Source organism: Streptomyces sp. NPDC037401, assembly GCF_055602345.1.
Map to the genome: position 1 here is coordinate 106137 of NZ_JBVJWO010000002.1, position 26673 is coordinate 132809.

General features: G+C 71.9%; 23 protein-coding genes. 6 read left to right on the forward strand and 17 right to left on the reverse strand.

Features of this window, described 5'->3' with window-relative positions:
* Positions 1-92 precede the first annotated feature (92 nt).
* Complete coding sequence (locus ACZ7H1_RS02020) at positions 93-806, forward strand: methyltransferase type 11 (RefSeq protein WP_470782901.1); 714 nt, start codon at positions 93-95, stop codon at positions 804-806.
* Positions 807-854: 48 nt separating this feature from the next.
* Here the strand turns inward: ACZ7H1_RS02020 and ffh are convergent, their stop codons facing one another.
* The 5 genes from ffh to nsdA form a co-directional block, all read right to left on the reverse strand.
* Positions 855-2420: a signal recognition particle protein gene (gene ffh, locus ACZ7H1_RS02025; RefSeq protein ID WP_470782903.1), complete on the reverse strand. Its 1566-nt coding sequence runs from the start codon at positions 2418-2420 to the stop codon at positions 855-857.
* Between the two features lie 124 nt (positions 2421-2544).
* A complete protein-coding gene (locus ACZ7H1_RS02030) occupies positions 2545-4983 on the reverse strand; it encodes a [protein-PII] uridylyltransferase (protein WP_470782905.1) in 2439 nt (812 codons plus the stop codon).
* 17 nt (positions 4984-5000) lie between these two features.
* Complete coding sequence (locus ACZ7H1_RS02035) at positions 5001-5339, reverse strand: P-II family nitrogen regulator (protein WP_470782907.1); 339 nt, start codon at positions 5337-5339, stop codon at positions 5001-5003.
* On the reverse strand, positions 5336-6691 hold the full coding sequence (locus tag ACZ7H1_RS02040) for an ammonium transporter (protein ID WP_470782908.1): 1356 nt from the start codon (positions 6689-6691) through the stop codon (positions 5336-5338). The genes ACZ7H1_RS02035 and ACZ7H1_RS02040 overlap by 4 nt, the downstream gene beginning before the upstream one ends.
* A gap of 301 nt (positions 6692-6992) precedes the next feature.
* The gene (gene nsdA / locus ACZ7H1_RS02045; protein ID WP_470782910.1) at positions 6993-8510 is read right to left on the reverse strand and encodes a transcriptional repressor NsdA; all 1518 of its coding nucleotides are present in this window, start codon (positions 8508-8510) and stop codon (positions 6993-6995) included.
* 325 nt (positions 8511-8835) lie between these two features.
* Here nsdA and ACZ7H1_RS02050 point away from each other — a divergent pair, with 325 nt between their 5' ends.
* Positions 8836-9507, forward strand: a complete 672-nt coding sequence (locus tag ACZ7H1_RS02050; RefSeq protein WP_470782911.1) for a bifunctional DNA primase/polymerase — start codon at positions 8836-8838, stop codon at positions 9505-9507.
* Between the two features lie 76 nt (positions 9508-9583).
* Here ACZ7H1_RS02050 and ftsY read toward each other — a convergent pair whose 3' ends face one another.
* Positions 9584-10810 carry a signal recognition particle-docking protein FtsY gene (gene ftsY / locus ACZ7H1_RS02055; protein WP_470782913.1) on the reverse strand — a complete coding sequence of 409 codons (1227 nt, stop codon included), beginning with the start codon at positions 10808-10810 and terminating at the stop codon, positions 9584-9586.
* 140 nt (positions 10811-10950) lie between these two features.
* Between ftsY and ACZ7H1_RS02060 the strand changes: the two genes are divergently transcribed.
* Together ACZ7H1_RS02060 and ACZ7H1_RS02065 are read left to right on the forward strand one after the other, a co-directional pair.
* Positions 10951-12402, forward strand: coding sequence for a cytosine permease (locus tag ACZ7H1_RS02060; RefSeq protein WP_470782915.1), 1452 nt, complete (start codon positions 10951-10953; stop codon positions 12400-12402).
* 63 nt (positions 12403-12465) lie between these two features.
* Entirely contained in the window at positions 12466-13470 is a 1005-nt protein-coding gene (locus ACZ7H1_RS02065) for an LLM class flavin-dependent oxidoreductase (RefSeq protein ID WP_470782917.1), read from the forward strand.
* 46 nt (positions 13471-13516) lie between these two features.
* Here ACZ7H1_RS02065 and ACZ7H1_RS02070 read toward each other — a convergent pair whose 3' ends face one another.
* The 4 genes from ACZ7H1_RS02070 to ACZ7H1_RS02085 form a co-directional block, all read right to left on the reverse strand.
* A complete protein-coding gene (locus ACZ7H1_RS02070; protein WP_470782919.1) occupies positions 13517-14947 on the reverse strand; it encodes a sugar porter family MFS transporter in 1431 nt (476 codons plus the stop codon).
* Positions 14948-15142: 195 nt separating this feature from the next.
* Entirely contained in the window at positions 15143-18967 is a 3825-nt protein-coding gene (locus ACZ7H1_RS02075) for an AAA family ATPase (RefSeq protein ID WP_470782920.1), read from the reverse strand.
* 155 nt (positions 18968-19122) lie between these two features.
* The gene (locus ACZ7H1_RS02080) at positions 19123-19335 is read right to left on the reverse strand and encodes a hypothetical protein (RefSeq protein WP_150207136.1); all 213 of its coding nucleotides are present in this window, start codon (positions 19333-19335) and stop codon (positions 19123-19125) included.
* Between the two features lie 370 nt (positions 19336-19705).
* Positions 19706-19987 carry an acylphosphatase gene (locus ACZ7H1_RS02085; RefSeq protein ID WP_470782921.1) on the reverse strand — a complete coding sequence of 94 codons (282 nt, stop codon included), beginning with the start codon at positions 19985-19987 and terminating at the stop codon, positions 19706-19708.
* A gap of 154 nt (positions 19988-20141) precedes the next feature.
* Between ACZ7H1_RS02085 and ACZ7H1_RS02090 the strand changes: the two genes are divergently transcribed.
* Positions 20142-21038, forward strand: a complete 897-nt coding sequence (locus tag ACZ7H1_RS02090) for a CAP domain-containing protein (RefSeq protein ID WP_470782922.1) — start codon at positions 20142-20144, stop codon at positions 21036-21038.
* A 35-nt stretch (positions 21039-21073) separates the two neighbouring features.
* Here the strand turns inward: ACZ7H1_RS02090 and ACZ7H1_RS02095 are convergent, their stop codons facing one another.
* Positions 21074-21673, reverse strand: coding sequence for a flavodoxin family protein (locus ACZ7H1_RS02095; RefSeq protein ID WP_470782924.1), 600 nt, complete (start codon positions 21671-21673; stop codon positions 21074-21076).
* A 136-nt stretch (positions 21674-21809) separates the two neighbouring features.
* Here ACZ7H1_RS02095 and ACZ7H1_RS02100 point away from each other — a divergent pair, with 136 nt between their 5' ends.
* Complete coding sequence (locus tag ACZ7H1_RS02100) at positions 21810-22205, forward strand: winged helix-turn-helix transcriptional regulator (RefSeq protein WP_470782925.1); 396 nt, start codon at positions 21810-21812, stop codon at positions 22203-22205.
* On the opposite strand, the gene mutM is transcribed toward ACZ7H1_RS02100, so the two are convergent.
* The 6 genes from mutM to coaD form a co-directional block, all read right to left on the reverse strand.
* Entirely contained in the window at positions 22178-23047 is an 870-nt protein-coding gene (gene mutM / locus ACZ7H1_RS02105; RefSeq protein ID WP_470782927.1) for a bifunctional DNA-formamidopyrimidine glycosylase/DNA-(apurinic or apyrimidinic site) lyase, read from the reverse strand. The two genes, ACZ7H1_RS02100 and mutM, sit on opposite strands and share 28 nt — an antisense overlap.
* Positions 23048-23224: 177 nt before the next feature.
* Positions 23225-24052, reverse strand: coding sequence for a ribonuclease III (gene rnc / locus ACZ7H1_RS02110; protein ID WP_470782928.1), 828 nt, complete (start codon positions 24050-24052; stop codon positions 23225-23227).
* Between the two features lie 19 nt (positions 24053-24071).
* Positions 24072-24245 (reverse strand): 50S ribosomal protein L32, encoded by a 174-nt coding sequence (gene rpmF / locus ACZ7H1_RS02115; RefSeq protein ID WP_003965982.1) that lies wholly within the window; start codon positions 24243-24245, stop codon positions 24072-24074.
* 2 nt (positions 24246-24247) lie between these two features.
* Positions 24248-24940 carry a YceD family protein gene (locus tag ACZ7H1_RS02120; protein ID WP_470782929.1) on the reverse strand — a complete coding sequence of 231 codons (693 nt, stop codon included), beginning with the start codon at positions 24938-24940 and terminating at the stop codon, positions 24248-24250.
* A 99-nt stretch (positions 24941-25039) separates the two neighbouring features.
* Positions 25040-26089, reverse strand: coding sequence for an ATP synthase F0 subunit B (locus ACZ7H1_RS02125; protein ID WP_470783164.1), 1050 nt, complete (start codon positions 26087-26089; stop codon positions 25040-25042).
* Positions 26090-26183: 94 nt separating this feature from the next.
* A complete protein-coding gene (gene coaD / locus ACZ7H1_RS02130) occupies positions 26184-26663 on the reverse strand; it encodes a pantetheine-phosphate adenylyltransferase (protein WP_470783165.1) in 480 nt (159 codons plus the stop codon).
* Between the last annotated feature and the right edge of the window lie 10 nt (positions 26664-26673).

Here is a 26673-nt window from a genome sequence, read left to right on the forward strand (position 1 = left end):
TGAGCGTGAATCGGGTCGCACCGTCCTCTGGACGAGCGGCCCGATGAGCAGTTCTCTGGCAACGGGGGCAAGGAGGACAGGAGCGCTTTCGCATGACACCGACGCTCGTCGCCCGGGACTGGGCGGAGATCCAGGAGCGGATGCTCGTACCGCTGTACGAAGCGGTGTACGACCGGCTCGACGTCGGCCCCGGCACCCGGCTGCTCGGCCTGGACTGCGGGGCCGGTCTGGCCCTGCTGCTCGGCGCGGCCCGCGGGGCGCGGGTCGCGGGCGCCGAGGCGGACCCCGGGCGGCTCGCCCTGGCCCGCGAACGGCACCTCGACGTGGACCAGGCCCCGCCCCGGCCGGACGGCAGACCGTACGACGTCCTCACGGCGCTCTGCCCGGACGCCCCGTACACGGCGGCCGACCTCGCCGGCACCCTGCCGCTGGTCCGCCGGGGCGCAGCGGTGGTGCTGACCGGCTGGGGGCCGCCGGAGCGCTGCGCCACGCTGACGGCGCTGGGCACCGAGTGGCGCCGGCCGCCCCGGCGCGACGATCTGGAGGACGTCGCCAGCGCCGCAGGGCTGCGCCTGGACGGCTCGGGCCGGGTGTTCTGCCCGTTCGGGTACGCCGACATGGAGAGCGCGGTGCGCGGGCTGCTGTCGGCGGGCCGGTACGGCGGCGCCGACGCAGGGTCCTCCGGGCTGCCGGACGCCGCCCAGGCGGAGAAGGAGCTCGCCGAGTCGCTGCACCCGTACGAGCGGCCCGACGGGACGGTCTGGCTCCCCAACGTCTTCCGCTACGTGATCGCCCGGGTGCCGTGACGCGAGAGGGCCCCGCCGGAGCGGGGCCCTCTCGCCGGGACGTACTGCCTACTTCATGAACCTGCGGAACTCGTCCGGGAGCTCGAAGTCCTGGCCGGGCTGGCCGGCCGGCAGGCCGAAGGCACCGCCGGGCTCCAGCGCCGGGGTGTCACCGCCCTGGTCCCGGCGCGCGGCGGCAGCGGCCTCTTCGGCCTTGCGCTTCATCGGGTTGCCGCTCTTGCGCTTGCCCTTGGCCTGCTTGACCTGCTTCTTCTGACGGCCGGGGCCGCCGCCCATGCCCGGGATGCCGGGCATGCCGGGCATCCCGCCGCCCTGGGCCATGCGGGACATCATCTTGCGGGCCTCGAAGAACCGCTCGACCAGGTTCTTGACGGCGCTGACCTCGGTGCCGGAGCCCTTGGCGATACGGGCACGGCGCGAGCCGTTGATGATCGTCGGGTCCTGCCGCTCCTTGGGCGTCATCGACTTGATGATGGCCGCGGTGCGGTCGACGTCGCGCTCGTCGATGTTGTTGATCTGGTCCTTGATCTGCCCCATGCCGGGCAGCATGCCGAGCAGCTTGGAGATGGAGCCCATCTTGCGGACCTGCTCCATCTGGGCCAGGAAGTCGTCGAGCGTGAACTCCTTGGGGCCCTTGGCGAGCTTGGCCGCCATCTTCTCGGCCTCGGCCTGCGAGAAGGTCTTCTCGGCCTGCTCGATGAGGGTGAGCATGTCACCCATGTCGAGGATCCGGCCCGCCATGCGGTCCGGGTGGAAGGCGTCGAACTCGTCGAGCTTCTCGCCGTTCGAGGCGAACATGATCTGCTTGCCGGTGACGTGCGCGATGGAGAGCGCGGCACCACCGCGGGCGTCGCCGTCGAGCTTGGAGAGCACGACGCCGTCGAAGCCCACGCCGTCGCGGAAGGCCTCGGCGGTGTTGACCGCGTCCTGACCGATCATGGCGTCGACGACGAAGAGGATCTCGTCGGGGCTGACGGCGTCGCGGATGTCCGCGGCCTGCTGCATCATCTCGGCGTCGATGCCGAGGCGGCCGGCGGTGTCCACGATCACGATGTCGTGGACCTTGGTCTTCGCGTACTCGATGGAGTCCTTGGCGACCTGGACCGGGTCGCCGACGCCGTTGCCCGGCTGGGGGGCGTAGACGGCCACGCCGGCCCGCTCGGCGACGACGCTGAGCTGGTTGACGGCGTTGGGGCGCTGGAGGTCGCAGGCGACGAGCAGCGGGGAGTGGCCCTGCCCCTTGAGCCAGAGGCCGAGCTTTCCGGCGAGGGTGGTCTTACCGGCACCCTGGAGGCCGGCGAGCATGATCACGGTCGGCGCGGTCTTGGCGTACCGCAGGCGGCGGGTCTCGCCGCCGAGGATCTTGACCAGTTCGTCGTTGACGATCTTGAGGACCTGCTGGCCCGGGTTCAGCGCCTTGCTGACCTCCTCGCCGCGAGCGCGCTCCTTGACGTTGGCGATGAAGGAGCGGACGACTGGGAGGGCTACGTCGGCCTCAAGGAGCGCGATGCGGATGTCCCGCGCCGCCGAGTCAATGTCGGCCTCGCTCAAGCGACCCTTGCCACGCAGGCCCTTGAAAGTATTCGCCAAGCGGTCGGAGAGAGTATCGAACACGGCGCTCGTTGGTCCTTGGGGTCGGGGGCGGTGGATCGCCCTCCAGGGTATCCGGCCCCGCACGGGAATCGACCTCGCCCGCCGTATCCGGGGGGCCGGGGCCGGTTCCGGTGCGGGAGCGCGGCTACGACAGGGCGGCCGCCACGGCCGCCGCCAGGGCTTCCGCTTCCGCCGGGTCGAGGGGTTTGCCGTCCGGGGTCGTCACGTACAGGGAGTCCACGGCGTTCGCCCCCAGGGTCGAGACGTGGGCGCTGCGGACGCGTACGCCGCCTCCCTCCAGGGCGCGGCCGATTCGGTGCAGGAGGCCCACCGCGTCGGGGGCGCGGACTTCGAGGACCGTGGCCGCGGACGAGACGTCGGGGACGACCGAGACGCGGGGCGGCGGCGGTACGACGCCCCGGCGGCGCGGGTAGGCGGCCTCGCGGGCCGCCAGCTTGGCCGGGACGTCCAGCGAGCCGTCCAGCGCGCGGATCAGGTCGGCGCGCAGCCGGGCCGCCTGCGGGAGGGAGCCGTACTCCGCCGCCACCCGCCAGCGCAGCACGAGGACCTCGCCCAGCCGGTCGGGGAGTTCGAGGGTGCGCAGGTCGGCGGCGCGGACCGTGAGCCGGTGCAGCGCGAGGACTCCGGCGGCCGCGGGCAGGACCCCCGGCTGGTCGGGTACGGCCACGATCAGCTCGACGCCGACCTCGCCCTCGGCTTCCGTACGGGCGTGCAGGGACAGCACGGGCTCGCCGGTCCGCAGGGCCTCCACGGCGAGCCGCTCCTGCTCGGCGTGCGCCGCGGGCGCCGACGGGGCGGTGGGCGCCGGCGCGGGAGGGACCTCGCCGGCGAGCAGGGCCGCGACGCGTGCGACCAGGTCGGCGACGAGCGAGCCGCGCCAGGCGCTCCACGCGGCGGGACCGGTGGCCAGGGCGTCGGCCTCGGTCAGGGCGTGCAGGAGCTCGAGCGTCCCGGCCGAGCCGACGGCCTCGGCGACCGAGCGGACGGTGGCCGGGTCGTCCAGGTCGCGCCGGGTCGCCGTCTCGATGAGGAGCAGGTGGTGGCGTACGAGGGTGCCGAGGACCGCCACGTCCGCGGGCTCGAAGCCGACCCGTGCCGCCATGTCGCTGGCGATGGTCTCGCCGGCGACCGAGTGGTCCCCCGGCCATCCCTTGCCGATGTCGTGGAGCAGTGCGGCGGTGAGCAGCAGGTCGGGGCGGCCGACCCGGCGGGTCAGCGCGGAGGCGCGGACGGCCGTCTCGACGAGGTGGCGGTCGACGGTCCAGGTGTGGACGGGGTTGCGCTGCGGGCGGCAGCGGACCCGTTCCCAGTCGGGCAGCAGTCGGGTGATGAGGCCTTCGGCCTCCATGGCCTCCCAGACGGCGACCGTGGGCTCGCCGGCGCCCAGCAGGGTGACGAGCTGTTCCCTCGCCTCGGCCGGCCAGGGCACGGGCAGGGCCTTGCCCTGGGCGGCGAGCCGGCGTACGGCGTGCGGGGAGACGGGCAGTCCGGCCTGGGCCGCGGCGGCGGCCAGCCGCAGCGGCAGGACGGGGTCGCGCTCGGGGCGGGCGGCCAGCGCCAGCACCGCTTCGCCGTCCTGCTCGACCACTCCTTCGGCGAGCGGGGCCCGCTCGGCCGGTGCGGTGCGGGTCCCGAGCAGTCCGCGCAGCCGCGGCCGGGTGGCGCGGGCCCGCAGCACCCGCCCCACCTCGCGCCAGGTGACGTCGCCGGCGTACGACACGACGCGCGCGGCCTCGTACACCTGGCGCAGCAGCGCGTCCGCGTCGGGCAGTTCCAGGGCCTGGGCGACCTGGGTCTGCTCCTGGAGCGAGAGCCGGTCGGTGGCCCGGCCGGTGACGAGGTGCAGGGCGTCTCGGGCGTCGAGCAGGTGCCGGCGTGCCTGGGCGAGGCCCTCGCGGGGTGCGTCGGCGATCCAGGAGGCGGCGACGGCCCGCAGGGCGGTGACGTCGCGGAGTCCGCCGCGGGCCTCTTTGAGGTCGGGTTCGAGGAGGAAGCGCAGTTCGCCCGCGCGGTCGGCCCGCTCCCGGCACAGGGCGTGCAGTTCGGGCAGGCGCCGGACGGCCTGGTTGCGCCAGTCGGCCAGCACGCTGGTGCGCAGGCCCGCGACGAGGCCGAGGTCGCCCGCGACGGGCCGGGCGTCGAGCAGCCCCAGCTGGACCTTGAGGTCCTCGGCCGCGGTCTTGCGGGCCTGCGCGGGGGTCCGTACGGAGTGGTCGAGGGCCAGTCCCAGGTCCCAGACGGGATACCAGATCCGGTCGGCGAGGGCGGCGAGGTCCGCCGCGCCGGCCTTGCCGTCGTGGAGGAGCAGCAGGTCGAGATCGCTGCGCGGGGAGAGTTCGGCGCGGCCGTAGCCGCCGACGGCGACGAGGGCCGCACCCCGTACGCCGGTCTCCTTGACGGCTGCCGCGAACAGCGCGGTCAGCCAGGTGTCGGTCAGGCCGGCCAGGGCGGAACGCCGCGAAGGCCCGGACCGCGACCCCTCCTGGAGGAGTCGCAGCCGGGCCGCGGCGTAACCGCTGGGTCCCGAGTCGGCCGTGCCGGTGGTCTCTTCGACGCTCGTCACCCAAGGGCTCCCGTCGCTCAGAGCGCTTCTGCGCCGCGCTCGCCGGTGCGGACCCGGACGACGGTGTCGAGCGGCACGCTCCACACCTTGCCGTCGCCGATCTTGCCGGTCTTGGCGGCCTTCACGATGACGGCGATGACGTCTTCCGCGTCGTCGTCGTCGATCAGGACCTCGATGCGGATCTTCGGGACGAGGTCGACGGTGTACTCGGCGCCGCGGTAGACCTCGGTGTGGCCGCGCTGGCGGCCGTACCCGCTGGCCTCGGTGACGGTGAGGCCGTGGACTCCGAAGGCCTGGAGGGCTTCCTTGATCTCGTCGAGCCGGTGCGGCTTGACGATCGCGGTGATGAGCTTCATGCATCCACCTTCTTGGTCTTCTCGGTCTCCGTGACGGCGTGCGCGGGGGCTGCGGTGCTCCGCGAGGAGGCGCCGCCACCGGCTCCGCTGAAGTCGTACGCGGTCTCGGCGTGCTCGACCTGGTCGATGCCGGAGACCTCGTCGTCCTCGGAGACCCGCATCCCGATCGTCTTGTCGATGAGGAAGGCGAGCACCGCGGACGCGACCAGAGAGTAGGCCAGGACGGAGAAGACGCCCACGGCCTGCTTGCCGAGCTGCTCGAGGCCGCCGCCGTAGAAGAGGCCGGCCGCATCGGACTGGACCCCGCCGGTGGCGAAGAAGCCGACGAGCAGGGAGCCGAGGATGCCGCCGACGAGGTGGACGCCGACGACGTCGAGGGAGTCGTCGTAGCCGAACTTGTACTTGAGGCCGACGGCCATGGCGCACAGGACACCGGCGATGGCACCGATGGCGATCGCGCCCAGCGGGGAGCAGGAACCGCCGGAGGGGGTGATCGCGACGAGGCCGGCGACGGCACCGGAGGCGGCGCCGAGGGTGGTGCAGGCGCCGTGGCGCAGCTTCTCGTACGCGAGCCAGGCGAGCATCGCGGCGGCGGTGGCGACCTGGGTGTTGATGAACATCACGGCGCCGATGCCGTCGTCGTTGCCGAGCCAGGAGCCGGCGTTGAAGCCGAACCAGCCGAACCACAGCAGGCCGGCGCCGAGCATGACCAACGGCAGGCTGTGCGGCCGCATCGGGTCCCTCTTGAAGCCGACGCGCTTGCCGATGACGAGGATCACGCCGAGGGCCGCGGCGCCGGCGTTGATGTGGACGGCGGTGCCGCCCGCGAAGTCGATGACGCCCATCTCGAAGAGCCAGCCGCCGGCTCCCCAGACCCAGTGGGCGACGGGGAAGTAGACGGCGGTGACCCACAGGGCGATGAACAGGGCCCAGGCGCTGAACTTGACGCGGTCGGCGAGCGCACCGCTGATCAGGGCCGGGGTGATGATCGCGAACATCAGCTGGAACACGGCGAACACGTAGACCGGGATGGTGTAGCCGTCCCAGAGTTCGGTGAGTCCGATGCCGCTGAGGCCCACGTAGTCGGCGGACCAGCCGATGACCGAGCCGGAGTCGGTGCCGAAGGCGAGGCTGAAGCCGTAGAGGACCCAGAGGATCGTGACGATCCCGAGGCTGATGAAGCTCATCATGAGCATGTTGAGGCTGCTCTTTACGCGGACCATGCCTCCGTAGAAGAAGGCGAGGCCCGGGGTCATCAGCATGACCAGGGCGGAGCAGATGAGCATGAACCCGGTGTTGGCGGCAGACAGCTCGGGGGCGTCTGCGGCCAGGGTCGTGATGGCTGGTGCCATCGGCGTCTCCTCGTCGTCGGTACGTTCGCGTGCGGGCGATCGTGGGAAACCTGAGCGGCGCAAGGCTCGCGGCCTGGGGACTGGCCGGTTATGAGCCACGAGATTCGCGCAAGCCGGTTTCCGGCGGTGCCGCTCGATGTTTCGCTGCCGTGACGAAGAGGTCGGGCGTGTTACGCCCCCGTGAATGGGCCGGAACGTACGTCGGCCGCGGCGGCACCCGCGCGGCCCGGCTCGGGGAGAGCCGGGTCGGCTGCTGCGGGTGGACGGCGCGGCCGGGTTCCGGCGCGGTGCGGTGCGGCTGTCAGACGGCCTGGGCGGACTCGGGGAGCTGGGCGGCGATGTGGTCGGTGAGGCGCACGACCTCGGCGATGTCGCCGTACTCGCGGGCCACGGTGTCGACGGTCTTCCGCAGCCGGGTGTTCACCCGTTCGGAGCGCACTTTTTTGGCCACCGGGAGGGCCTGCTCGGCGAACCCGACGGCCTGCTCGGGCTCGCGCCTGAGCAGGTGGACGGTGGCCATGCCGATGAGGTTGAGGGCGTAGGAGCGCTGGTGCTCCTCGTCCTTGCCGAAGAGGTCGACGGCACGCTGCATGACGGGTTCGGCGAGGGAGGCGTACGTCGGGCTGCGCCCGGCTACGTAGGCGAGGTCGCGGTACGAGTGGGAGTTCTCGCCGTTCAGCTCCGCCTCGGAGAAGAAGCGGATCCAGTCGGGCTCGGGCTCCCCGCCGAAGGCGACGTCCGCGAAGGTGTCCTCGGCCATCCGCACGGCCCGCTTGCACCGGCTGGGCTGGCCCATGTTGGCGTAGGCGCGGGCCTCCATCGCATACAGCATGGCCTGGGTCCGCGGGCCGGCACAGTCGCGGCTGCCGTACTGCGCGAGGTGGATCAGTTCCAACGCGTCCTCGGGCCGGCCCAGGTGGATCATCTGGCGGCTCATGTTGGAGAGGATGTACGAGCCGAGCGGCTTGTCACCGGCCTCCTTGGAGGCGTGCAGGGCGAGGACGAAGTACTTCTGGGCGGTGGGCTGGAGGCCGATGTCGTAGCTCATCCAGCCGGCCAGTTCGGCCAGTTCGGCGGCGACCTTGAAGAGGCGCTTCATCGTGGGTGCCGGGTGGGACTCCTGGAGCAGGTCGGTGACTTCGTGCAGCTGCCCGACCACGGCCTTGCGGCGCAGCCCGCCGCCGCACTGGGCGTCCCACTGCCGGAACATGACCGTGGTGTCCTCGAGCAGGTCCAGCTCGGGCGCGGACAGCCGCGCGCGCGGGCGGACCGCCGGCCCGCCCTCCGACCCCGGGTCGGCGGCCGGGACCGGTACGAGCCAGCGCTGCATGGGCTCGATGAGGGCGGGGCCGGCGGAGAGTGCGAGCGAGGTTCCGAGGAAGCCGCGCCGGGCGAGCATCAGGTCGCTGCGGGAGAACTCGCCGAGCAGGGCGACGGTCTGGGGGGCGGCCCAGGGCAGGTCCACGCCGGAGACGGACGGCGACTGGTGGGCGATGCGCAGGCCGAGGTCCTCGATGGCGACGACCGCGCCGAAGCGCTCGGAGAACAGCTCGGACAGGATCCGCGGGATGGGTTCGCGGGGCTGCTCGCCGCCGAGCCAGCGGCGGACCCGGGAGGTGTCGGTGCTGATGTGGTGCGCGCCGAGCTGCCGGGCTCGGCGGTTGACCTGGCGGGCGAGCTCGCCCTTGGACCAGCCGCTGCGCACGAACCACGACGTCAGCTGTTCGTTCGGGCTCGGCTCTCCCCCGCCGGTGCGGGGTACGGGCTCCTCGCTCGCGCCGTTTGGGCCACTGCCGCTCACTGGAACGCCCCCATCCATTCATCCTCGGAACACCCTCGCGTCCGCCAGGGAATAGCCACACACCTTGCCACCGGCATACCCAAGGATGCGTCTTCCGCCAGGATTTCGTGTACCGAAAGTAATCCTACGATCACCCCTCCCGCGAGGCCGATCCCGGAAACGCCACCATTCGCCACCCCTTTGAATGAACTCGCCACCCGCCGGGCGCGATTCACTTGACACAGGATGTCGGGCAGCGGGCGGACCGGCCGTACGCCGGGGCGCAGACGGCGATGGAGTGCGCCGTGGGACTGCCTGGTCTCCGTGTCGTAACCACCGGCGAGTTCGACCCGTTGGAGGGGGCATGGGCTTCACGATCGGCGGCAGCAGCCGGGGGACCAAGGAGTTCCGGTCCGGCTCGCGGCGCCGCGGCCGGATGTCGGAGTGCACGGCCGTGGCGGAGTACACCGGCCTGTGGGGCTGGGACGCGGTGCCCGGGGCGCGGGCTGCGGCCGGGTCCCGCACCTGCTCGTGCGGCGATCCGCAGTGCGCCGCACCGGGCGCGCATCCGCTGGCCTTCGACGCCGGGGTGCCCGCGGGCGCCACGCTGGACGAGGTCACCGAGGCCTGGGGCGAGTTCCCGGGGGCCGCGGTGCTGCTGCCGGTGGGCAGGTCCTTCGACGTCATCGAGGTGGCCGAGGAGGCGGGGCGGCGGGCGCTGGTCCGGATGGAGCGAATGGGCCTGCCGCTGGGCCCGGTGACGGCGACGCCCGACGGGCGTGCGCAGTTCTTCGTGGCGCCCGGCGCGGCCGCCGAACTGCCCCAGCTGCTGTACCGGATGGGCTGGGACGACGCCGATCTGGACCTGCGCGCGCTGGGCACGGGGGCGTTCGTCACGGCGCCCCCGTCGGACCACGGCGGTCTGGGGCCGGTCCGCTGGCTGCGTCCCCCGGCGCTCGACACCGCGGGCGCGCCCCCGCAGGCGCGCCTGCTGCTCGGGACGCTGGCGTACATCTGCCACCGCTTCCAGCTGTAGGGCGCGTACGACGGAGTGGGGCCCGGCAACCACCGTTGCCGGGCCCCACTCGTACGGATTACCGCGTACGGGGAAATCAGTCCCCGATCAGCGCGTCGACGAACGCGCCGGGCTCGAACGGCGCGAGGTCGTCCGCGCCCTCGCCGAGGCCCACGAGCTTGACCGGGACGCCCAGCTCGCGCTGGACGGCGATGACGATGCCGCCCTTGGCGGTGCCGTCGAGCTTGGTCAGCACGATGCCGGTGATGTCCACGACCTCGGCGAAGACCCGGGCCTGGACCAGACCGTTCTGGCCGGTGGTGGCGTCGAGGACGAGCAGGACCTCGTCCAGCGGGCCGTGCTTCTCGACGACGCGCTTGACCTTGCCGAGCTCGTCCATGAGGCCGGTCTTGGTGTGGAGGCGGCCGGCGGTGTCGATCAGTACGACGTCCGCTCCCTCGGCGATGCCCTCCTTGACGGCGTCGTAGGCGATCGAGGCCGGGTCGCCGCCCTCGGGGCCGCGGACGGTGCGGGCGCCCACGCGCTCGCCCCAGGTCTGCAGCTGGTCGGCGGCGGCGGCACGGAAGGTGTCCGCGGCGCCGAGCACCACGCTGCGGCCGTCGGCGACCAGGACGCGGGCGAGCTTGCCGGTGGTGGTGGTCTTGCCGGTGCCGTTGACGCCGACGACCATGACGACGCCCGGGGTGTCCGTGCCGCTCTCGGTCTTGACCGCGCGGTCCATGTCGGGGCCGATGATGGCGACGAGCTCCTCGCGCAGCAGCGTGCGGAGCCCCTCGGGGGTGCGGGTGCCGAGCACCTTGACGCGCTCGCGCAGGCGGTCGACCAGCTCCTGGGTGGGGGCGACGCCGACGTCCGCGACGAGCAGCGTCTCCTCGATCTCCTCCCAGGTGTCCTCGTCCAGGTGCTCGCGGGAGAGCAGCGTGAGCAGGCCCTTCCCGAGCGAGTTCTGGGAGCGGGAGAGGCGGGCTCGGAGCCGGACCAGGCGGCCGGCCGTCGGCTCGGGCACCTCGATCTCGGGCGCGGCCGGAGCGGCGGGCTCGGCGGCCGGGGCGGGGACCTCCGCCGTCGGGGCCTGGGTCCCGGCGTCCGGGAGCACGACCTCTTCGATCGTGCGGCGCGGCTCGTCGACCGTCGGCGCGGCGTCCTCCCCCACGCGCGGTTCGGCGGGCGGGGCAGTGATGGTCGGCGTGCTCGACGGTGCCGTGGGCGGCAGCTGCTTCTTCTTGCGGCCGCTGACCACGAGCCCGCTGATCACGCCGACCGCGACCAGGGCGATGACTACAGCAAGGATGAGGATTTCCATAACGCGTACCAGTATCGGCCACGGTCGGCGGAGAACCCGGAGCCTGGAGGATGACACAAGGCCGTAAGCCTCTATTTGTACATTTCCCGGCAAACCTACGATGATGGGCGACTCCCCCATCCCCCCCTCACGGAGCACGCATGCCTGCCGAGACCGCCGACGGCGCGATAGAGACCCGCGGCCTGGAGCCCGTCCCGGACGGCGAGCGCACCGGCCGCGTCCGCGAGCTGATGCCCACCTGGGCCGCCGCGAACATCAGCGTGCTGCTGCTGACCATGGGCGCCGGCCTGGTGATCTTCAACAAGCTGAACATCTGGCAGGTCCTGGTCGTCGCGATGGTCGCGCCCCTGGTGTCGTACGGCATCGTCGGGCTGATCTCGATCGCCGGGAAGCGCGGCGGCGCCCCCGGCATGGCCCTGTCCCGCGCGGTCTTCGGCCAGCGCGGCAACCTGTTCCCCGGGGCGCTGATCTGGGTGGCGCGCTGGGGCTGGGAGACGATCAACGCCGTCAGCGGCGCCTACGCCCTCCTGACCGTGCTCGACCTGCTCTTCGGCATCGAGAGCAGCACGCCGCTGATCGTGGTCACGCTCCTGCTCTTCGTCGGCTGCACGTTCCTGGTCTCCGGGCTGGGCATCAACGCCCTGCGCAGGTGCAGCACGTGGTCCACGTACCTCTTCGGCGCGTTCAGCGTGCTCGTGCTGGGGTACCTGGTCGTGGACACCGACTGGTCGGCCGTCTTCGGCAAGCCCGCCGGTTCCACCGCGATGATGATCGCGGGCATCGGCACCATCGCCGCGGGCGGCATCAGCTGGGTGCCCTCCGGCCCGGATTTCACCCGCTACCTCCCCCGTACGGCCTCCTCCAAGGGCATGGTCGGCGCGACGGTCGGCGGCGCGGGCGTCGTCGTGCTGCCGATGGTGCTGATGGGTGCGGTGATGGCGGTCGGCACCCCGGACCTGGCGACCGCGCAGGACCCGGTGTCGTTCATCGGGGAGCTGCTGCCCACCTGGATCGCGGTCCCGTACCTGCTGATCGCACTGGTCGGCATGCTGCTGATCAACTCGATGTCGATGTATTCGGCGGGCTTCACCGCGCAGACGCTGGGCATCAAGGTGCCGCGCGCCTGGGCCGTCAGTGTGAACGCCGTGATCAGCCTGGTGTTCGGCTTCCTGCTGATGGTCGTGGCCACGAGCTTCTTCGGGTCGTTCATCTCCTTCCTGACCCTGCTCGCCGTGGCGTTCTCCGCCTGGATCGGCGTGTTCGGCGTGGACATGCTGCGCGGCCGGGTCTATGACGCCGAGGCGCTGCTGAACACCACCCGAACGAGTGCCTACTGGTACCGCGGCGGGTTCGCCCGGCAGGCCATGACGGCGTGGGCGGCGGCGCTCGTGGCGGGTCTGCTGTTCACCCGCGTCGACTGGTTCGCCGGGCCGCTGGCCGGTACCTGGATCGGCGAGAACGGGCTCGGCTGGGCGGCCGGCATCCTCACCTCGGGCCTGCTGTACGCGGTCCTGCCGCGCAGTGCGGCCGCTCCCGCGCCGGCGCCGGCGGCGGTGCCCGAGCCGGAGACCGCCGGATCCCTGTCCAACTGACGCCGCGTCAGCTAACGTCCCCCTTCGCCCGGCCCGTCCACCAAGGCGAAGGGGGACTTCTTCATGCCCATCACCGTGGCCAGGTTCAATCTCGTCGACCCGCACGGGACGCCCGAGACCCTCGCCGCCCGCTACCGGGCCGCCCTGGAGATGGCCGCGTACGCCGACGACCACGGCATCGACACGGTCCAGACCGAGGAGCACCACGGCACCGCCAACAACTGGCTGCCCTCGCCGTTCGCCTTCGCCGGCGCGGTCTTCGGTGCCACCCGGCGGATCGCGGTCACCGTCTCGGCCATCATCGGCCCGCTGTACGACCCGCTGAAGGTGGCCGAGGACATCGCGGTGCTCGACCTGCTCAGCGGCGGCCGCCTGGTCACCGTCGCGGGCATCGGCTACCGGCCCGAGGAGTACGAGCAGCACGGCGTGGAGTGGGGCCGGCGCGGCCGGCTCCAGGACGAGCTGCTGGAGACGCTGCTCCAGGCCTGGACGGGCGAGCCGTTCACGTACCGGGGCCGGACCGTACGGGTGACCCCGCGCCCGTTCACACAGCCCCACCCGCTGCTGCTGGTCGGCGGGAGTTCGCAGGCCGCGGCCCGCCGGGCGGCGCGGCTGGGGCTGCCGTTCTTCCCCAGTGCGCACCTGCCGGAGCTGGAGGCGTACTACCACGCCCGGCTCGCGGAGTACGGGACGGAGGGCTTCTGCATGATGCCCGCCGAGCAGACCCCGCTGCTGCACATCTCGCAGGATCCGGACCGGGCGTGGGCGCTGTACGGGAAGCACTTCCTGCACGAGGCGGGCATGTACGCCTCGTGGCAGTCCAAGGACATCAAGTCGGCGGTCCGGTCGGCGGCGGGGACGGTCGAGGAGCTGCGCGCGGAGGGGGTGTACCGGATCCTCACCCCGGACGAGGCGGTGGCGTACGCGCGCGGGGCGGGCGAGGCGGGAAACCTCGTCCTGCACCCGCTGTGCGGCGGGATGCCTGTCGACGAGGGCCGGCGCAGCCTTCAGCTGCTGTGCGAACAGGTGCTGCCCCGGCTCAAGGGCCCCGAGGAGGTGGGGGACTGAGCCGGGGCGGCACCCGCTTCGCGAGGAGAGGGCAAGGGCGGGGTGGTCAGCCCATCTCCTCCAGCGCCTTGCCCTTGGTCTCCGGCACCCACTTGAGGATGAAGGGGATCGAGAGCACGGCGAAGAACGTGTAGATCACGTACGCACCGGACAGGTTCCAGTCGGACAGGGTCGGGAACGTCACCGTGATCACCCAGTTGGCGACCCACTGGGCCGCGGCGGCCACACCGAGCGCCGCGGCCCGGATGCGGTTGGGGAACATCTCGCCGAGCAGCACCCAGACGACCACGCCCCAGGACAGGGCGAAGAAGAGGACGAAGGAGTGCGCGGCGATCAGGGCGACGGTGCCCTGCGCCTCGGGCATCGAGATCTCGCCCGCGACCTCCCGCTTGTAGGAGAAGGCCCAGGCGGCGAGGCCGAGGGAGAGCGCCATGCCGACCGAGCCGATGAGGGCCAGCGGCTTGCGGCCGATCCGGTCGACGAACACCATCGCGATCACCGTGCCGATGATGTTGATGATCGACGTGGTGAAGGAGTACAGGAACGAGCTCGTCGGGTCGATGCCCACGGACTGCCACAGCGAGGAGCTGTAGTAGAAGATCACGTTGATGCCGACGAGCTGCTGGAACACGGACAGGCCGATGCCGATCCAGACGATGGGCAGCAGGCCGAAGCGGCCGCCGCGCAGGTCCTTGAAGGTCGACTTGTGCTCGGACCGCATGGCGGTCTCGATCTCCCGGACGCGGGCGTCGAGGTCGATGCCCGTGCCCTCGACCTCGCCGAGGACCTTCCTGGCCTGCTCGGTGCGGCCGACGGAGATCAGGAAGCGCGGGGACTCCGGGATGGCGAAGGACAGCAGGCCGTAGAGCATCGCCGGGACCACCATCACGCCCAGCATCCACTGCCAGGCCTCCAGGCCGCCGATCTCGCCGCGCTGGTCGCCGTCCGCGAGGTTGAGGATGCCCCAGTTGACCAGCTGGGAGATGGCGATGCCGATGACGATCGCGGCCTGCTGGAACGACGCGAGGCGGCCGCGGTAGGCGGGCGGCGAGACCTCGGCGATGTACGCGGGGCCGATGACGGAGGCCATGCCGATGGCGAAGCCGCCGATGACCCGCCACATGGCCAGGTCCCACAGGGCGAAGGGCAGGGCGGAACCGACGGCACTGGCCGCGAAGAGCACGGAGGCGATCTGCATGCAGCGGATCCGGCCGATCCGGTCGGCGACCCGGCCGGCCGTCGCGGCGCCGATGGCGCAGCCGATCAGCGCGGCGGCGATCACCTGGGCGAGCGCCTCGGACCCGATGTCGAACCGCTCCCGGATCGCCTCGACGGCGCCGTTGATGACGGAACTGTCGTAGCCGAAGAGGAAGCCGCCCATGGCGGCGGCCGCGGTGATGAAGATGACGTGGCCGAGGTGCTCCGGCTGCGGCGCGCGTCCGCCGCCGGGCGCGGGCGCCTTCGCTGTGCTGGTCAAGGTGTGCTCCGTGGGGTTTCGTCCGTCCTCTCAGTGGCGCACAGGTCAAGATCGGGCACCACCGGAAGGCGGGAGACAGCGGAGCGAGCTTATGTGTTCATTTTATGAAGTCAAGACTTCAAGGCGACTGCGCTCTATCCGGCTCTCGTCAGAGAGGCCCTGGGCTTTTGATTCAAGTCTTGAACGGAAAGGGGGTTAACGGAGCCGCTGGCTGATCACCTTGGACACGCCGTCGCCCTGCATCGAGACGCCGTACAGCGCGTCGGCGACCTCCATGGTTCGCTTCTGATGGGTGATGACGATCAGCTGCGAGCTCTCCTGGAGCTCCTCCATGATCCGGATCAGCCGCTGGAGGTTGGTGTCGTCGAGCGCGGCCTCGACCTCGTCCATCACGTAGAACGGGCTCGGCCGGGCCTTGAAGATCGACACCAGCAGCGCCACGGCCGTCAGCGAGCGCTCGCCGCCGGAGAGCAGGGAGAGCCGCTTGACCTTCTTGCCCGGCGGGCGGGCCTCCACGTCGACGCCCGTGGCGAGCATGTTGTCGGGATCGGTCAGGATCAGCCGCCCCTCACCCCCGGGGAACAGCCGCGAGAACACGCCCTCGAACTCCCGCGCCGTGTCCCGGTACGCCTCGGTGAACACCTGCTCGACGCGCTCGTCGACCTCCTTGACCACCAGGAGGAGGTCGGCGCGCGTCCGGCGCAGGTCGTCGAGCTGCTCGCTGAGGAACTTGTGCCGTTCCTCCAGCGCCGCGAACTCCTCCAGGGCCAGCGGATTGACCTTGCCGAGCTGCTGGTAGGCCCGCTCGGCCGCCTTGAGCCGCTTCTCCTGCTGGGCGCGTTCGAACGGCCCCGGCCGGTTGCGGGGGTGCTCCGGGTCCTCGGGCAGCTCCTCCCCCTCGGCGGGCAGCGAAGGCGGAACGAGCTGGTCCGGCCCGTACTCGGCCACCAGCGCGGCGGGTTCGACGCCCAGCTCCTCCAGCGCCCGCGCCTCCAGCTGCTCGATCCGCAGGCGCTTCTCCGCGCCGAGGACCTCGCCGCGGTGCACGGAGTCGGTCAGCTTGTCGAGTTCGCTCTTGAGGTCGCGGCCCCGGGTGCGCTCGGTGCCGAGCGCCTGCTCCCGCTCCCCCCTGGCGTACTCGGCGGCGGCCCGCTCCGCTTCGGCCCGTACGAGTGACACCTCGATGTGCGCGAGCAGTTGACGGGCGCCGTCACCGACGGCGGCGGCGACCTCCGCCTCGTGCCGCAGCCGGGCGCGGCGGCGCTCGGCACGGGCCCGTGCCTCGCGTTCGGCGCGGGCCGCGCGGTCGAGGGAGTCGGCCCGGCCGGCCAGGCCCTTGACCCGCTCCTCGTGGGTGCGCAGCTGGAGGCGGGCCTCCATCTCGGTCTGGCGGGCGTTCGCCCCGTCGGCGGCGAGCCGGTCCCGTACCGCGCTGTCCGGCTCCTCCTCCACCGGCAGCTCCTCGGCCACCAGCAGGCGTTCGGCCAGCTCCTCGACCTCGGCGAGGGCCCGCTCCAGAGCCTCTTCGGCCTTGGCCGCGGCGGTGGCACTGCGCTCCGCCTCCCCGGCGGCGCCGCGGGCCTGCCCGGCCAGCCGGCCGAGCTGCTGGGCGACCCCGGACTTCTCCTTCTCCCCGGCCCGGCGGCGCTCGCCGAGCTCTTCCGCGAGGGCTGCGCTCGCGCTGCGGCGCGCTGCGGCGGCCTGCTGGGCCCCGGCGAGTTCGCTGCAGCTGCCGTCCAGCCGGGCCAGTTCGGCGGCGGCCTCGTCGACGGCGGCCTGCACCTCGATGAGGCTGGGCGCACCGGCGGCGCCGCCGTGCGCGAGGTACGCGCCCAGGACGTCGCCGTCGGCGGTGACGGCCACGGCCTCGGGCCGCTCCCGCACCAGCGCCTCGGCCTCGTCGAGTCCGGGTACGACGACGTAGTCGCGCAGCACGCGGCCGACGGCCAGGACGAGGGCGGGGTCGCCGTGCACGAGGTCCGCCGCGTACAAGGGCACGTCGGGCGAGCCGGCTTGCGCCGACCGGTCCGGCGCGTGGGCGACGGCCGTTCCCGCAGGGGCGGGAGCGCCCGCCGCGGACACGGGACCTCCGGGCCCGGACCCGGCCGGACCTGCGGGAGCGGCGGAAACGCACTGGCCGGTGACGGCCGGCGGGCCGGCCTGGGCGGGGACCCCCGCACCGGCCGGCTCACCGACCGACGTGTCCACGGGTCCCTCGCCCGCCCGGCCGGGACCGGCGGCGGACTGAACGGGAAGGGGAGCCGGAGACTCGGCCCGGCCCGCCCCGGCGGAAGCGCTCGCGGAGCCCGCCACCAGGAACGTCGCGCGGCCCGCGTCCGCCGCGCGCAGGTGGCGGATCGCCTCGGCCGCAGCTCCGGCCGAGGTCACCGCGAGGGCGTCGGCCGCCGCGCCCAGTGCCGCCGCGACCGGCACCTCGTACCCGGGGGCCACCGAGAGCCGTTCGGCGGCCGGTCCCAGCAGTCCCGTCAGCCGGTCCCGCACCTCCAGCAGCGCGCCCGTGCCGTCCTTGCGGCGCAGCCCCAGCGCCAGCGCGTCGTGCCGGGCGGCCACGGCCGCGCGCGAGCGCTCCGCAGCCGTCGCCGCCTCCCGGGCCGCGCCGAACTCCGCCTCCGCGGCGGCCAGAGCGGCCCGCGCGGCATCGTGTTCGGCGGCCAGTTCCGCATCGTCAGCATCGAGCCCCGCGACCTCGGCCGCCAGCTGCTCGTACTCCTCCTGGGCAGCTGCCGCCCGTACGGCCGCCGACTCCCGCGCCTCGGCCAGCCGGTCGATCTCGGCCTGGGCGGCGCCGGCGCGCGACCGGGCCGCGCCGACCTGGCCCGAGAGCCGGGCCAGCCCCTCGCGCCGGTCGGCGATGGCCCGCGCCACGTCCTTGAGGCGGCGTTCCTCGGCGGCGAGCGAACGTTCCAGCTCGGCCCGGTGCTCGACCGTGTCCTCGAGCGCGCGAGAGGCGGCTTCCAGGGCGGCTTCGAGTTCGGCTTCCTGTTCGCGGATGCGGGCGGCTTCCCGTTCCATGTCCTCGGGGTCGCGGCCGCGCCGTTCCTCCTCCTGCGGCGCGCCGGCGCTCTTCACCCGGGCGTCGGCGAGCGAGACCGTGCCGCGGACCCGCTCGGCCAGCTGCGACAGCTCGTACCAGGTGTGCTGGGCCCGCTGGAGCCGGGGGGCGAGCTCGCGGACCGCGGCCTCGAGCCGCGCCTCGCGGTCCAGTGCCTCCTTGAGCTGGGCCTCCGCCGTCTCCTTGCGCTCCTTGAGCGCCGCCTCGTCGGCGAGCTCCGCGTCGAGGGCGGTGCGCAGCGCCACCAGGTCGTCGGCGAGCAGCCGCAGCCGGGCGTCGCGCAGGTCTGCCTGGATCACGGCGGCCCGCCGGGCCACGGCCGCCTGCCTTCCGAGCGGCTTGAGCTGGCGGCGCAGTTCCTCGGTGAGGTCGTGGACGCGCGCGAGGTTGGCCTGCATCGCATCCAGCTTCCGCAGCGCCTTCTCCTTGCGCTTGCGGTGCTTGAGCACGCCGGCCGCTTCCTCGATGAAGGCGCGGCGGCCCATGGGGTCCGCGTGGAGTACGGAGTCCAGCTGACCCTGGCCGACGATGACGTGCATCTCGCGGCCGATGCCGGAGTCCGACAGCAGTTCCTGGATGTCGAGCAGCCGGCAGGTGTCGCCGTTGATCTGGTACTCGCTGCCGCCGTTGCGGAACATGATCCGCGTGATGGTGACCTCGGCGTACTCGATCGGCAGGGCACCGTCGGAGTTGTCGATGGTGAGCGAGACCTCGGCCCGGCCCAGCGGCGGCCGCCCCGTGGTCCCGGCGAAGATGACGTCCTCCATCTTGCCGCCGCGCAGGGATTTGGCCCCCTGTTCGCCCATGACCCAGGAGAGGGCGTCCACGACATTGGATTTGCCCGAGCCGTTGGGGCCCACGACACAGGTGATGCCGGGCTCGAAGCGCAGGGTCGTGGCGGATGCGAAGGATTTGAATCCGCGGAGAGTCAGGGCCTTGAGGTGCACGCAGCCGGACTCTACCTTTCACATCCGGTTTCACCCATGAAGGTGCAGGGCACATCAGACGTTAAAGGAAACGGGTCCTCGCCTGGGCAAAAGTAAAGAAGGGACGCCGGAGCGTCCCTTGCAGGTCCTGCTGGATGAGTTAACGGGTCAAGCGATCAGGTGAGCGCAGGCTCCGCCTGGGGTACGTCGATGTCGATGCTGTCCAGCAGCGAGTCTCCGTGCTGAGCGGCGGCGGTCAGTGCGTCGTTCTCGGACTGGATCCGTACGAGCTCGGACTCCAGGTCCTGGACGCGCTGCTGAAGCCGTCGCATCTCGGCGAGGAGTCGCGGGTCGGAACCGCCGACGTAACCGAGAAGCGCCTTTGCCATGATGGATGGTCCTCCACACTGAGTGACCGACCGAAGCGGTGTGGGTCGTGAGGGATTCGCACCCGCGGTGCCCGGCAGTATCTGTGTGTCACGGCGGTTCTTCTGCCGACACTGCCAAACAGCTAGGGTGCGCGGGGCTTCCAGCGTCTCACCAAAAAGTTTGACGGTCAACACGATCACGCCCCGTATCGGCGGGCAACCCGGCCCGTTCGAGGGGCTCTGGAGCGCTTCGAAGATCAGCCTCAGTCCGAGCCTTCCACGCCGTGACGAGATCGGCAATGGCGCGTGTGAACCGTGTGAACTGCCGAGGTGACCGCCGCGTGTCGGCGGTCACCGGCCGCACCGGGACCGACTGCTGGTCAGGCGCCCGTCAGCGGATCTCGAAGCCGTCGTAGCCGCCGCGCGGCTCTCCCCATATTTCCGTGACGCCGTCCACGCGCCCGGGCGTGGCGGAGGACCCGAGCCATTCGAGGAGGCGGTGGCAATTGTCACGTTGACCTTCGGCGACGACTTGTACCCGCCCGTCGTCGAGATTGGAGGCGAATCCGACGAGGCCTCCGATGGCCAGTGCGTTCTCCCTGGTGAACCAGCGGAAGCCCACTCCTTGCACACGACCCCTCACCCAGGCGGTCATGCGTACGTCTTCGCTCATGTGTGAACGCTAACCGTTCAGTCCCGCGACGATCACCTCGCCCCCCTGGCTGCATGGCGTACAGTCGCGCCTCAATGAACTCGCCTATTTGGGTGAGTAAAGGTCGATCTTGCAGACGACCAGAGGACCTCGTACGGCCAGAAGGGCACCGCCGATGGGACGCCACCGAAGCACCGCGCCACGCCGCGGCAAGGGCACCGCACCCGTGCGCACCGGTCTGCTGGGCGTGACCGCGGCTGCCGCACTGGGCGTGGTGGCCGTCACCTCCGGCCTGGTGCCGGTCGGGGACAACATCATCCTCGGCGGGAGCAGCAGCTCCGGCGACCGGGCGCCGAAGGTCGAGGCCAAGGCCTCTGCATCGATGGGGGACCAGCCGCGCCAGCACGGCGGCCTCAAGAGCCTGACCGACAGCAGCTCGGCCGGTACGGTCTCGGGCGGAGCCGGCACGGCGACGCGCGCCTCGTCGCCCAAGCCCAAGGCGAAGCCCGAGGCGAAGCCCAAGCCGAAGCCCAAGCCGAAGCCCTCGGCATCCGCGTCTGCCACCCCTTCTCCTTCCCCTTCCACCGCCTCGTCCTCCCCGAAGCCGAGCGTGACGAAGGCGACCAGGAAGCCGACGCCGAAGCCCCAGCCGCCGGCTCCCACGCAGACGCCCGCCGACCCGCCCGCGGACGGCGAGTCCGCCGCGGAAGCCGCGGTGCTGGCGCTGGTGAACCAGGAGCGCGCCCAGGCCGGCTGCCGCCCGGTCCGCCAGAACCCGCCGCTGGCCGCCCTGGCGGGCGCGTTCAGCAAGGACATGGCGGAGCGGAAGTTCTTCGACCACACGGACCCCGACGGCGACTCGCCCTGGGACCGCGCCTCGCAGGCGGGCCTCTCGGGCCTCGGCGGCGAGAACATCGCCCGCGGCCAGGCCGACGCCGAGGCCGTGATGCAGTCCTGGATGGACAGCCCCGGCCACCGCGCCAACATCCTCAACTGCGAGTTCCGCACCCTGGGCGTGGGCGCCCACTTCGCCCCCGGCGGCCCCTGGTGGACCCAGGACTTCGGCTTCTGAGACGACCGCGGCCCCAGGCCCTGGGGCTGTACGGGTCAGGCGGCGAGGGCCGCGCGGCCGGCGGTGAAGACCCGGGCGGTTTCGGCGACGCGGCGGCCGAGGTGCTCGGCGGTGGCGAGGTCGGCCTTGTGGACGGCGTCCGGCCCCTCGTCGGAGTTGGTCTGGGCACCGGCGCCGGAGAAGAAGCCCAGGCGGTTGAGGTCGTGCTCGGAGCCCGTGGTGGAGTTCCAGCCCGGCTTCAGGCCCAGGTTGACCCAGCTCATGCCGTGCTGCGCGGCAAGCGTCTGGAAGTACTGCAGGGTGTGCAGCTTGTCGCCGCTCTTGGAGCCGGAGTTGGAGAAGCCCGCGGCCAGCTTGTCCTTCCAGGCGTCGGTGAACCAGCGCTTCGAGGTGGCCTCCGCGAAGACGTGGAAGGCGCCGGAGGCGGTGCCCATGTAGGTGGGCGAGCCGAAGATGATCGCGTCGGACGCGTCGAGCAGCTCCCACTGCGCGTCGTCGATCTCGTCGACCTTGATCAGGTGGACCGTGGCGCCCGCGTCCAGCGCACCGGAGCGGACGGCCTCGGCGACGACCGCCGTGTGGCCGTAGCCCGAGTGGTAGGCGATCGAGACGACGGGGTTCTGCGTGGCGGTCATGGAGCTCTCCTCAGACGTGTGGCCGCACGGCAGGACCGCGCCGTGCACTGAAAGAAGGAAAGCACTTACTTTTCGAAAGCGCAATCCTTCCTTCAGCGCTTACCTGTCGTAGACGAGGCGGAGTACCCTCGTTGGCATGGAAAACGCCGCCACCCCCACCCAAGACCTGGCGTTCGACGTCTTCGCCCGTGCCTGTCCCTCGCGGGAGACGCTGGGACACGTCACCGGCCGCTGGGGCACGCTGACGGTCGGCGCGCTGTACGACGGCGCCTGCCGGTTCAACGAGCTGCGCCGACGGGTCGACGGCGTGAGCGAGAAGATGCTCTCCCAGACGCTGCACGCGCTGGAGCGCGACGGCATCGTGCACCGGGAGGCGCAGCCGACGAACCCGCCCCGCGTGGACTACGAACTGACCCCGCTGGGACGCGGCGTCGCGGAGCGGCTGCTGACCCTGATCCGGTTCCTGGAAGAGGGCACGCCTGAGGTGCTCGCCTCGCGGGAGCGTTACGACGCCGGGCGCGGCGGCCTCTGACAGCGCGGGCAGAAGTAGCTCGACCGGTTCATCCAGGGGCGGCGGCGCATGGCCGTGCCGCAGCGCCGACAGGGCTCGTCCTCACGGCCGTATGCGTCCAGCGACCGGTCGAAGTACCCGGATTCGCCGTTCACATTGACGTACAGGCTGTCGAAGCTGGTCCCGCCGACCGCGAGGGCCGCGTTCATCACGTCCCGTACGTGAGCGAGGAGTTCCGCGCTCCGGGGGCGCGTGAGCGTGGCCGTCGGGCGCTCGTAGTGCAGCCGGGCGCGCCACAGGGCCTCGTCGGCGTAGATGTTCCCGACCCCGCTGATCAGCGACTGGTCGAGCAACGCCCGCTTGACGGTGGTCCGCTTGGCCCGCAGGGCGAGGTGGTACGCCGTCTCGTCGAACTCCGGGTCCAGGGGGTCCCGGGCGATGTGCGCGATGACGTCGGGAAGCCCGTCCGGGCTGCCGGGGACGCTCTCGTGCAGGGAGAGCCCGCCGAAGGTCCGCTGGTCGACGAAGCGCAGTTCGGTGCCCCGGTCGTCCTGGAAGCGCACCCGGATCCGCAGGTGCTTCTCGTCCGGGGCCTCCTCGGACTGCACCAGCAGCTGCCCGCTCATCCCGAGGTGTCCCAGCACCGAGAGCTCCCGGCCCTCGAGGGGCAGCCACAGGTACTTGCCGCGGCGGCGCGGGATGCCGATGGTCTCGCCGCGGAGGCGGGCCGCGAAGTCGGCGCCGCCCGCGGGGTGCCTGCGTACGGCCCGGGGGTGGCGCACCTCCACCGCGCCGACGGTCCGTCCGGCTACCCAGCGCTCCAGCCCGCGGCGTACGACTTCGACCTCGGGCAGTTCGGGCACGGCGTCTCCTCGGGTGTGGACCGGTCACCAGCACCCTACCGCCGCCGTTCCGCACGGCCGGAACGGCCCTCGCGCAGCACCTGACAGCACCTGACGACACCCGATCGGCATGAAAACGGCACCGCCCCGCGGCCTCGGAGGAGGCCGCGGGGCGGTGGAAAAACCGAAGGAGCCGGGTCAGTCGGCGGGCGTCGCACCCGCGGCGGGAGTCGGCGCCCCGCCGTCCGGTACGGCAGCCGCTTCCACGGCCGCGGCCTGCGCCGCGATCCGCTCGTCCGCGGCCGCGCGGATCGCGCGCCACGCGGATTCCGCCGCCTGCTGTTCCGCTTCCTTCTTGCTGCGGCCGGTGCCGGTGCCGTACGAGACACCACCGACGCGGGCAGCAGCAGTAAAGGTCTTCTCGTGGTCCGGCCCGGTCTCGGTGACCAGGTACTCCGGTACGCCGAGGCCCTCCGCCGCGGTGAGTTCCTGGAGGCTGGTCTTCCAGTCCAGTCCGGCACCGAGGTTCGAAGACTTCTCGATCAGCGGGTCGAAGAGCCGGTGGACCAGCTCCGAGGCCGCGTCGAGGCCCTGGTCGAGGTAGACCGCGCCGATCACCGCTTCAAGGGTGTCGGCGAGGATGGAGGCCTTGTCCCGGCCGCCCGTGCCCTCTTCGCCCCGGCCGAGCCGGATGAAGGAGCCGAGTTCGAGGCCGCGCCCGACCTCCGCCAGTGCACGCGAGTTGACCACCGCGGCCCGCAGTTTGGCCAGCTGGCCTTCCGGCAGGTCGGGGTGGGTCCGGTACAGCGTGTCCGTGACCACCAGGCCCAGCACGGAGTCCCCGAGGAACTCCAGGCGTTCGTTGGTGGGCAGACCGCCGTTCTCGTACGCGTACGAGCGGTGGGTGAGCGCACGCACCAGAAGGGCGGTCTCGAGCTGATACCCGAGCCGCCCTTCCAGAAGGGTGTGGGACGAGGCCGCGTTGCTGTTGTCTGCCTGCTTCTTATCGCCGGCAAGCTCAGACATTGCGCCTCTCACCAGCCGCTCAGACCTCGAGGACCTGGCGCTTGTTGTAGGTGCCACAGCTGGGGCACGCGATGTGCTGCAGCTTCGGCTCCTGGCAACGCTCGCACGAAACCAGGGTGGGGACCGCAGCCTTCCACTGCGACCGGCGGTGGCGCGTGTTGCTGCGCGACATCTTCCGCTTCGGAACAGCCACGGCTACTTCTCCTGCTTCTCGTCGACGCCCGCTTCGGCGCCGCTCATGTTGTCCTTCTCGTCGTCCTGATCGGTCGCGACGAGTCCCTGCAGTGCCGCCCAACGGATGTCGACGGCGTCGTGGTGGTGGTCCGGGTCGTCGTTCAGGCTGGCCCCGCATTCGGAGCACAGACCGAGACAGTTCTCCCGGCACACCGGCTGCGACGGCAGTGCGAGCACCACCGCATCCCGCAGCAAGGGTTCGAGGTCGAACAGGTCTTCCTCGATGAAGTACCTGTCCTCGTCGTCCTCGGCGTCGTCGGCCGGCTCCGCCACAGGGCGGCCCCGGCCATCGGCGTCAGGGTACGAGAACAGTTCCTGGAAGCGCGCATTGAGCGCCAGCTCAAGCGGCTCCAGACACCTTACGCACTCCCCCACGGCCGATGCACGGGAGATGCCTGTGACAAGCACCCCTTCCATGACCGACTCCAGGCGGAGTCCAATCTGCACCGGAGCGCCTTCCGGCACTGCGATGACACCGGCGAGGCCGAGGTCCGCCGGAGCGGGGACCGTGCGGGACACCTTCTGCTGCGCACCAGGACGCCGACCCAGCTCGCGTGTGTCGAACACGAGGGGGTCGCGGTGGTCGAGGCGGCGGTTCAGAGCTGTTCCTGCTTTCGGCTTGGCTGGGGGAGCTGCCGCGCACCTCACGTACATGAGGCAGCTGCGGGCAGCAGAGATCGCGGTGCATACGCGCGACCGAACAGCCAGGATACCCGGCGCTTCGCTCAGGGCCCAATCCGGGTCTGGCGGAGGCTAGCGTCCCTGCTCGTAGGCGCGCAGCTGATCGAGGTTGATCATGCTGGTGTCGAAGAAGCTGGTCTCGTCGAGCGTGCCGGACTGCCCTTGCCGGCCGGCCTGCCCGTGCTGCCCGTGCGGGTCCGCCTGCTGCTGGTCGCCGTAGTGCCCGGCATAGGCCCCCGCGGCGGAGCCGTCGGCCGCGACGGCGTACGGGTCCTGCTGCGGGGCGTAGCCGTACGGGTCCGGCTGGGACGCGTGCTGGTAGCCGTACGGGTCCTGGTAGCCGTACCCGGACTCCTGGGCGGGCTGAACGGCCTGGGCGGGCTGCGCATAGGCGTACGCGTCGTACGCGGGCTCCGGCTGGGCCTGGGCGGGGATCGCCGGGGCGGGCTCGGCCAGCCCGGCGAGGAAGTCCGCGTCGCTGGTGGCCGCGCGCGGGTCGCCGGCGGCGTCCTGCGCGGCCATGTGCGCGCCGAGGTCGTCGGAGGGCACCCGGCCGACGAGCTTCTGCCGGCCCCGGCCGACGGCTTCCAGGGTCTTGCCGAGCACCGCCTCGAAGGCGCCGATCTTCGCCGCGATGTACTCGTCCGCGGAGCCGTAGCCCTCCTCGACCAGGCCGGGGGCGTGCCCGAGGAGCTTGTCGCGGCCGCGCTCCACCGATCCGAGGGTCTTGGTGAGGACGACTTCGAAGTTCGCCAGCTTGCTGTCGACGTAGTCGTCGGCCTCGGCGCGGATCTCGTCGGCCTCGCGGCGGGCCTCGTCGAGGATCCGCTCGGCCTCGGCCTGGGAGCGGCGGGCGACTTCGGTGTCCGAGATGAGGGAGCCGCGCTGGGCACGGGCGGAGTCGATGATCCGCTCGGCTTCCTGGCGGGCCTCCTCCACGAGCTGGTCCCGGCCGCCGATCAGCTGCTGCGCCTGGGCGAGCGAGCCGGGCAGGGCCTGGCGCACCTCTTCCAGCAGGGCGAGCAGCTCGGCGCGGTTGACCACGCACGAGGCCGACATGGGCATGGACCGGGCGCTGCCGACCGTCTCGACGATCTCGTCGAGCTTCTTCTGCACGTCCACCTGTGCTCGCACTCTCTCGGCCTCGGCTGTTCCTGAGACGGACGGGACGACTGTACGGCCACGGGGTGGCCGCCCGACACCGGCTGAGAGAACGTCAGCGGTTGCCCAGGCGTTCGACCAGCGCCCGGTGCACCACGGCGGGAAGCAGGTGGGCCACGTCGCCGCCCCAGGCCGCGACCTCCTTGACCAGCGAGGAGGACAGGAAGCTGTAGGTGGGGTTGGTGGGGACGAAGAGCGTCTCGACGCCCGAGAGGCCGTTGTTCATCTGGGCCATCTGGAGCTCGTAGTCGAAGTCGCTGACGGCGCGCAGGCCCTTGACGATCGCCGGGATGTCGCGCTGCTTGCAGAAGTCGACGAGGAGGCCGTGGAAGGCCTCCACTTCGACGTTGCCGTAGTCGGCCGTGACCTCGCGGATCAGCTCTATCCGCTCCTCGACCGTGAACAGCCCCTGCTTGGACTGGTTGATCATCACGGCCACGTGGACGACGTCGTACAGCTTCGAGGCACGTCCGATGATGTCGAGATGTCCGTTGGTGATGGGGTCGAAGGACCCCGGACAGACGGCGCGGCGCACGCGTACTCCC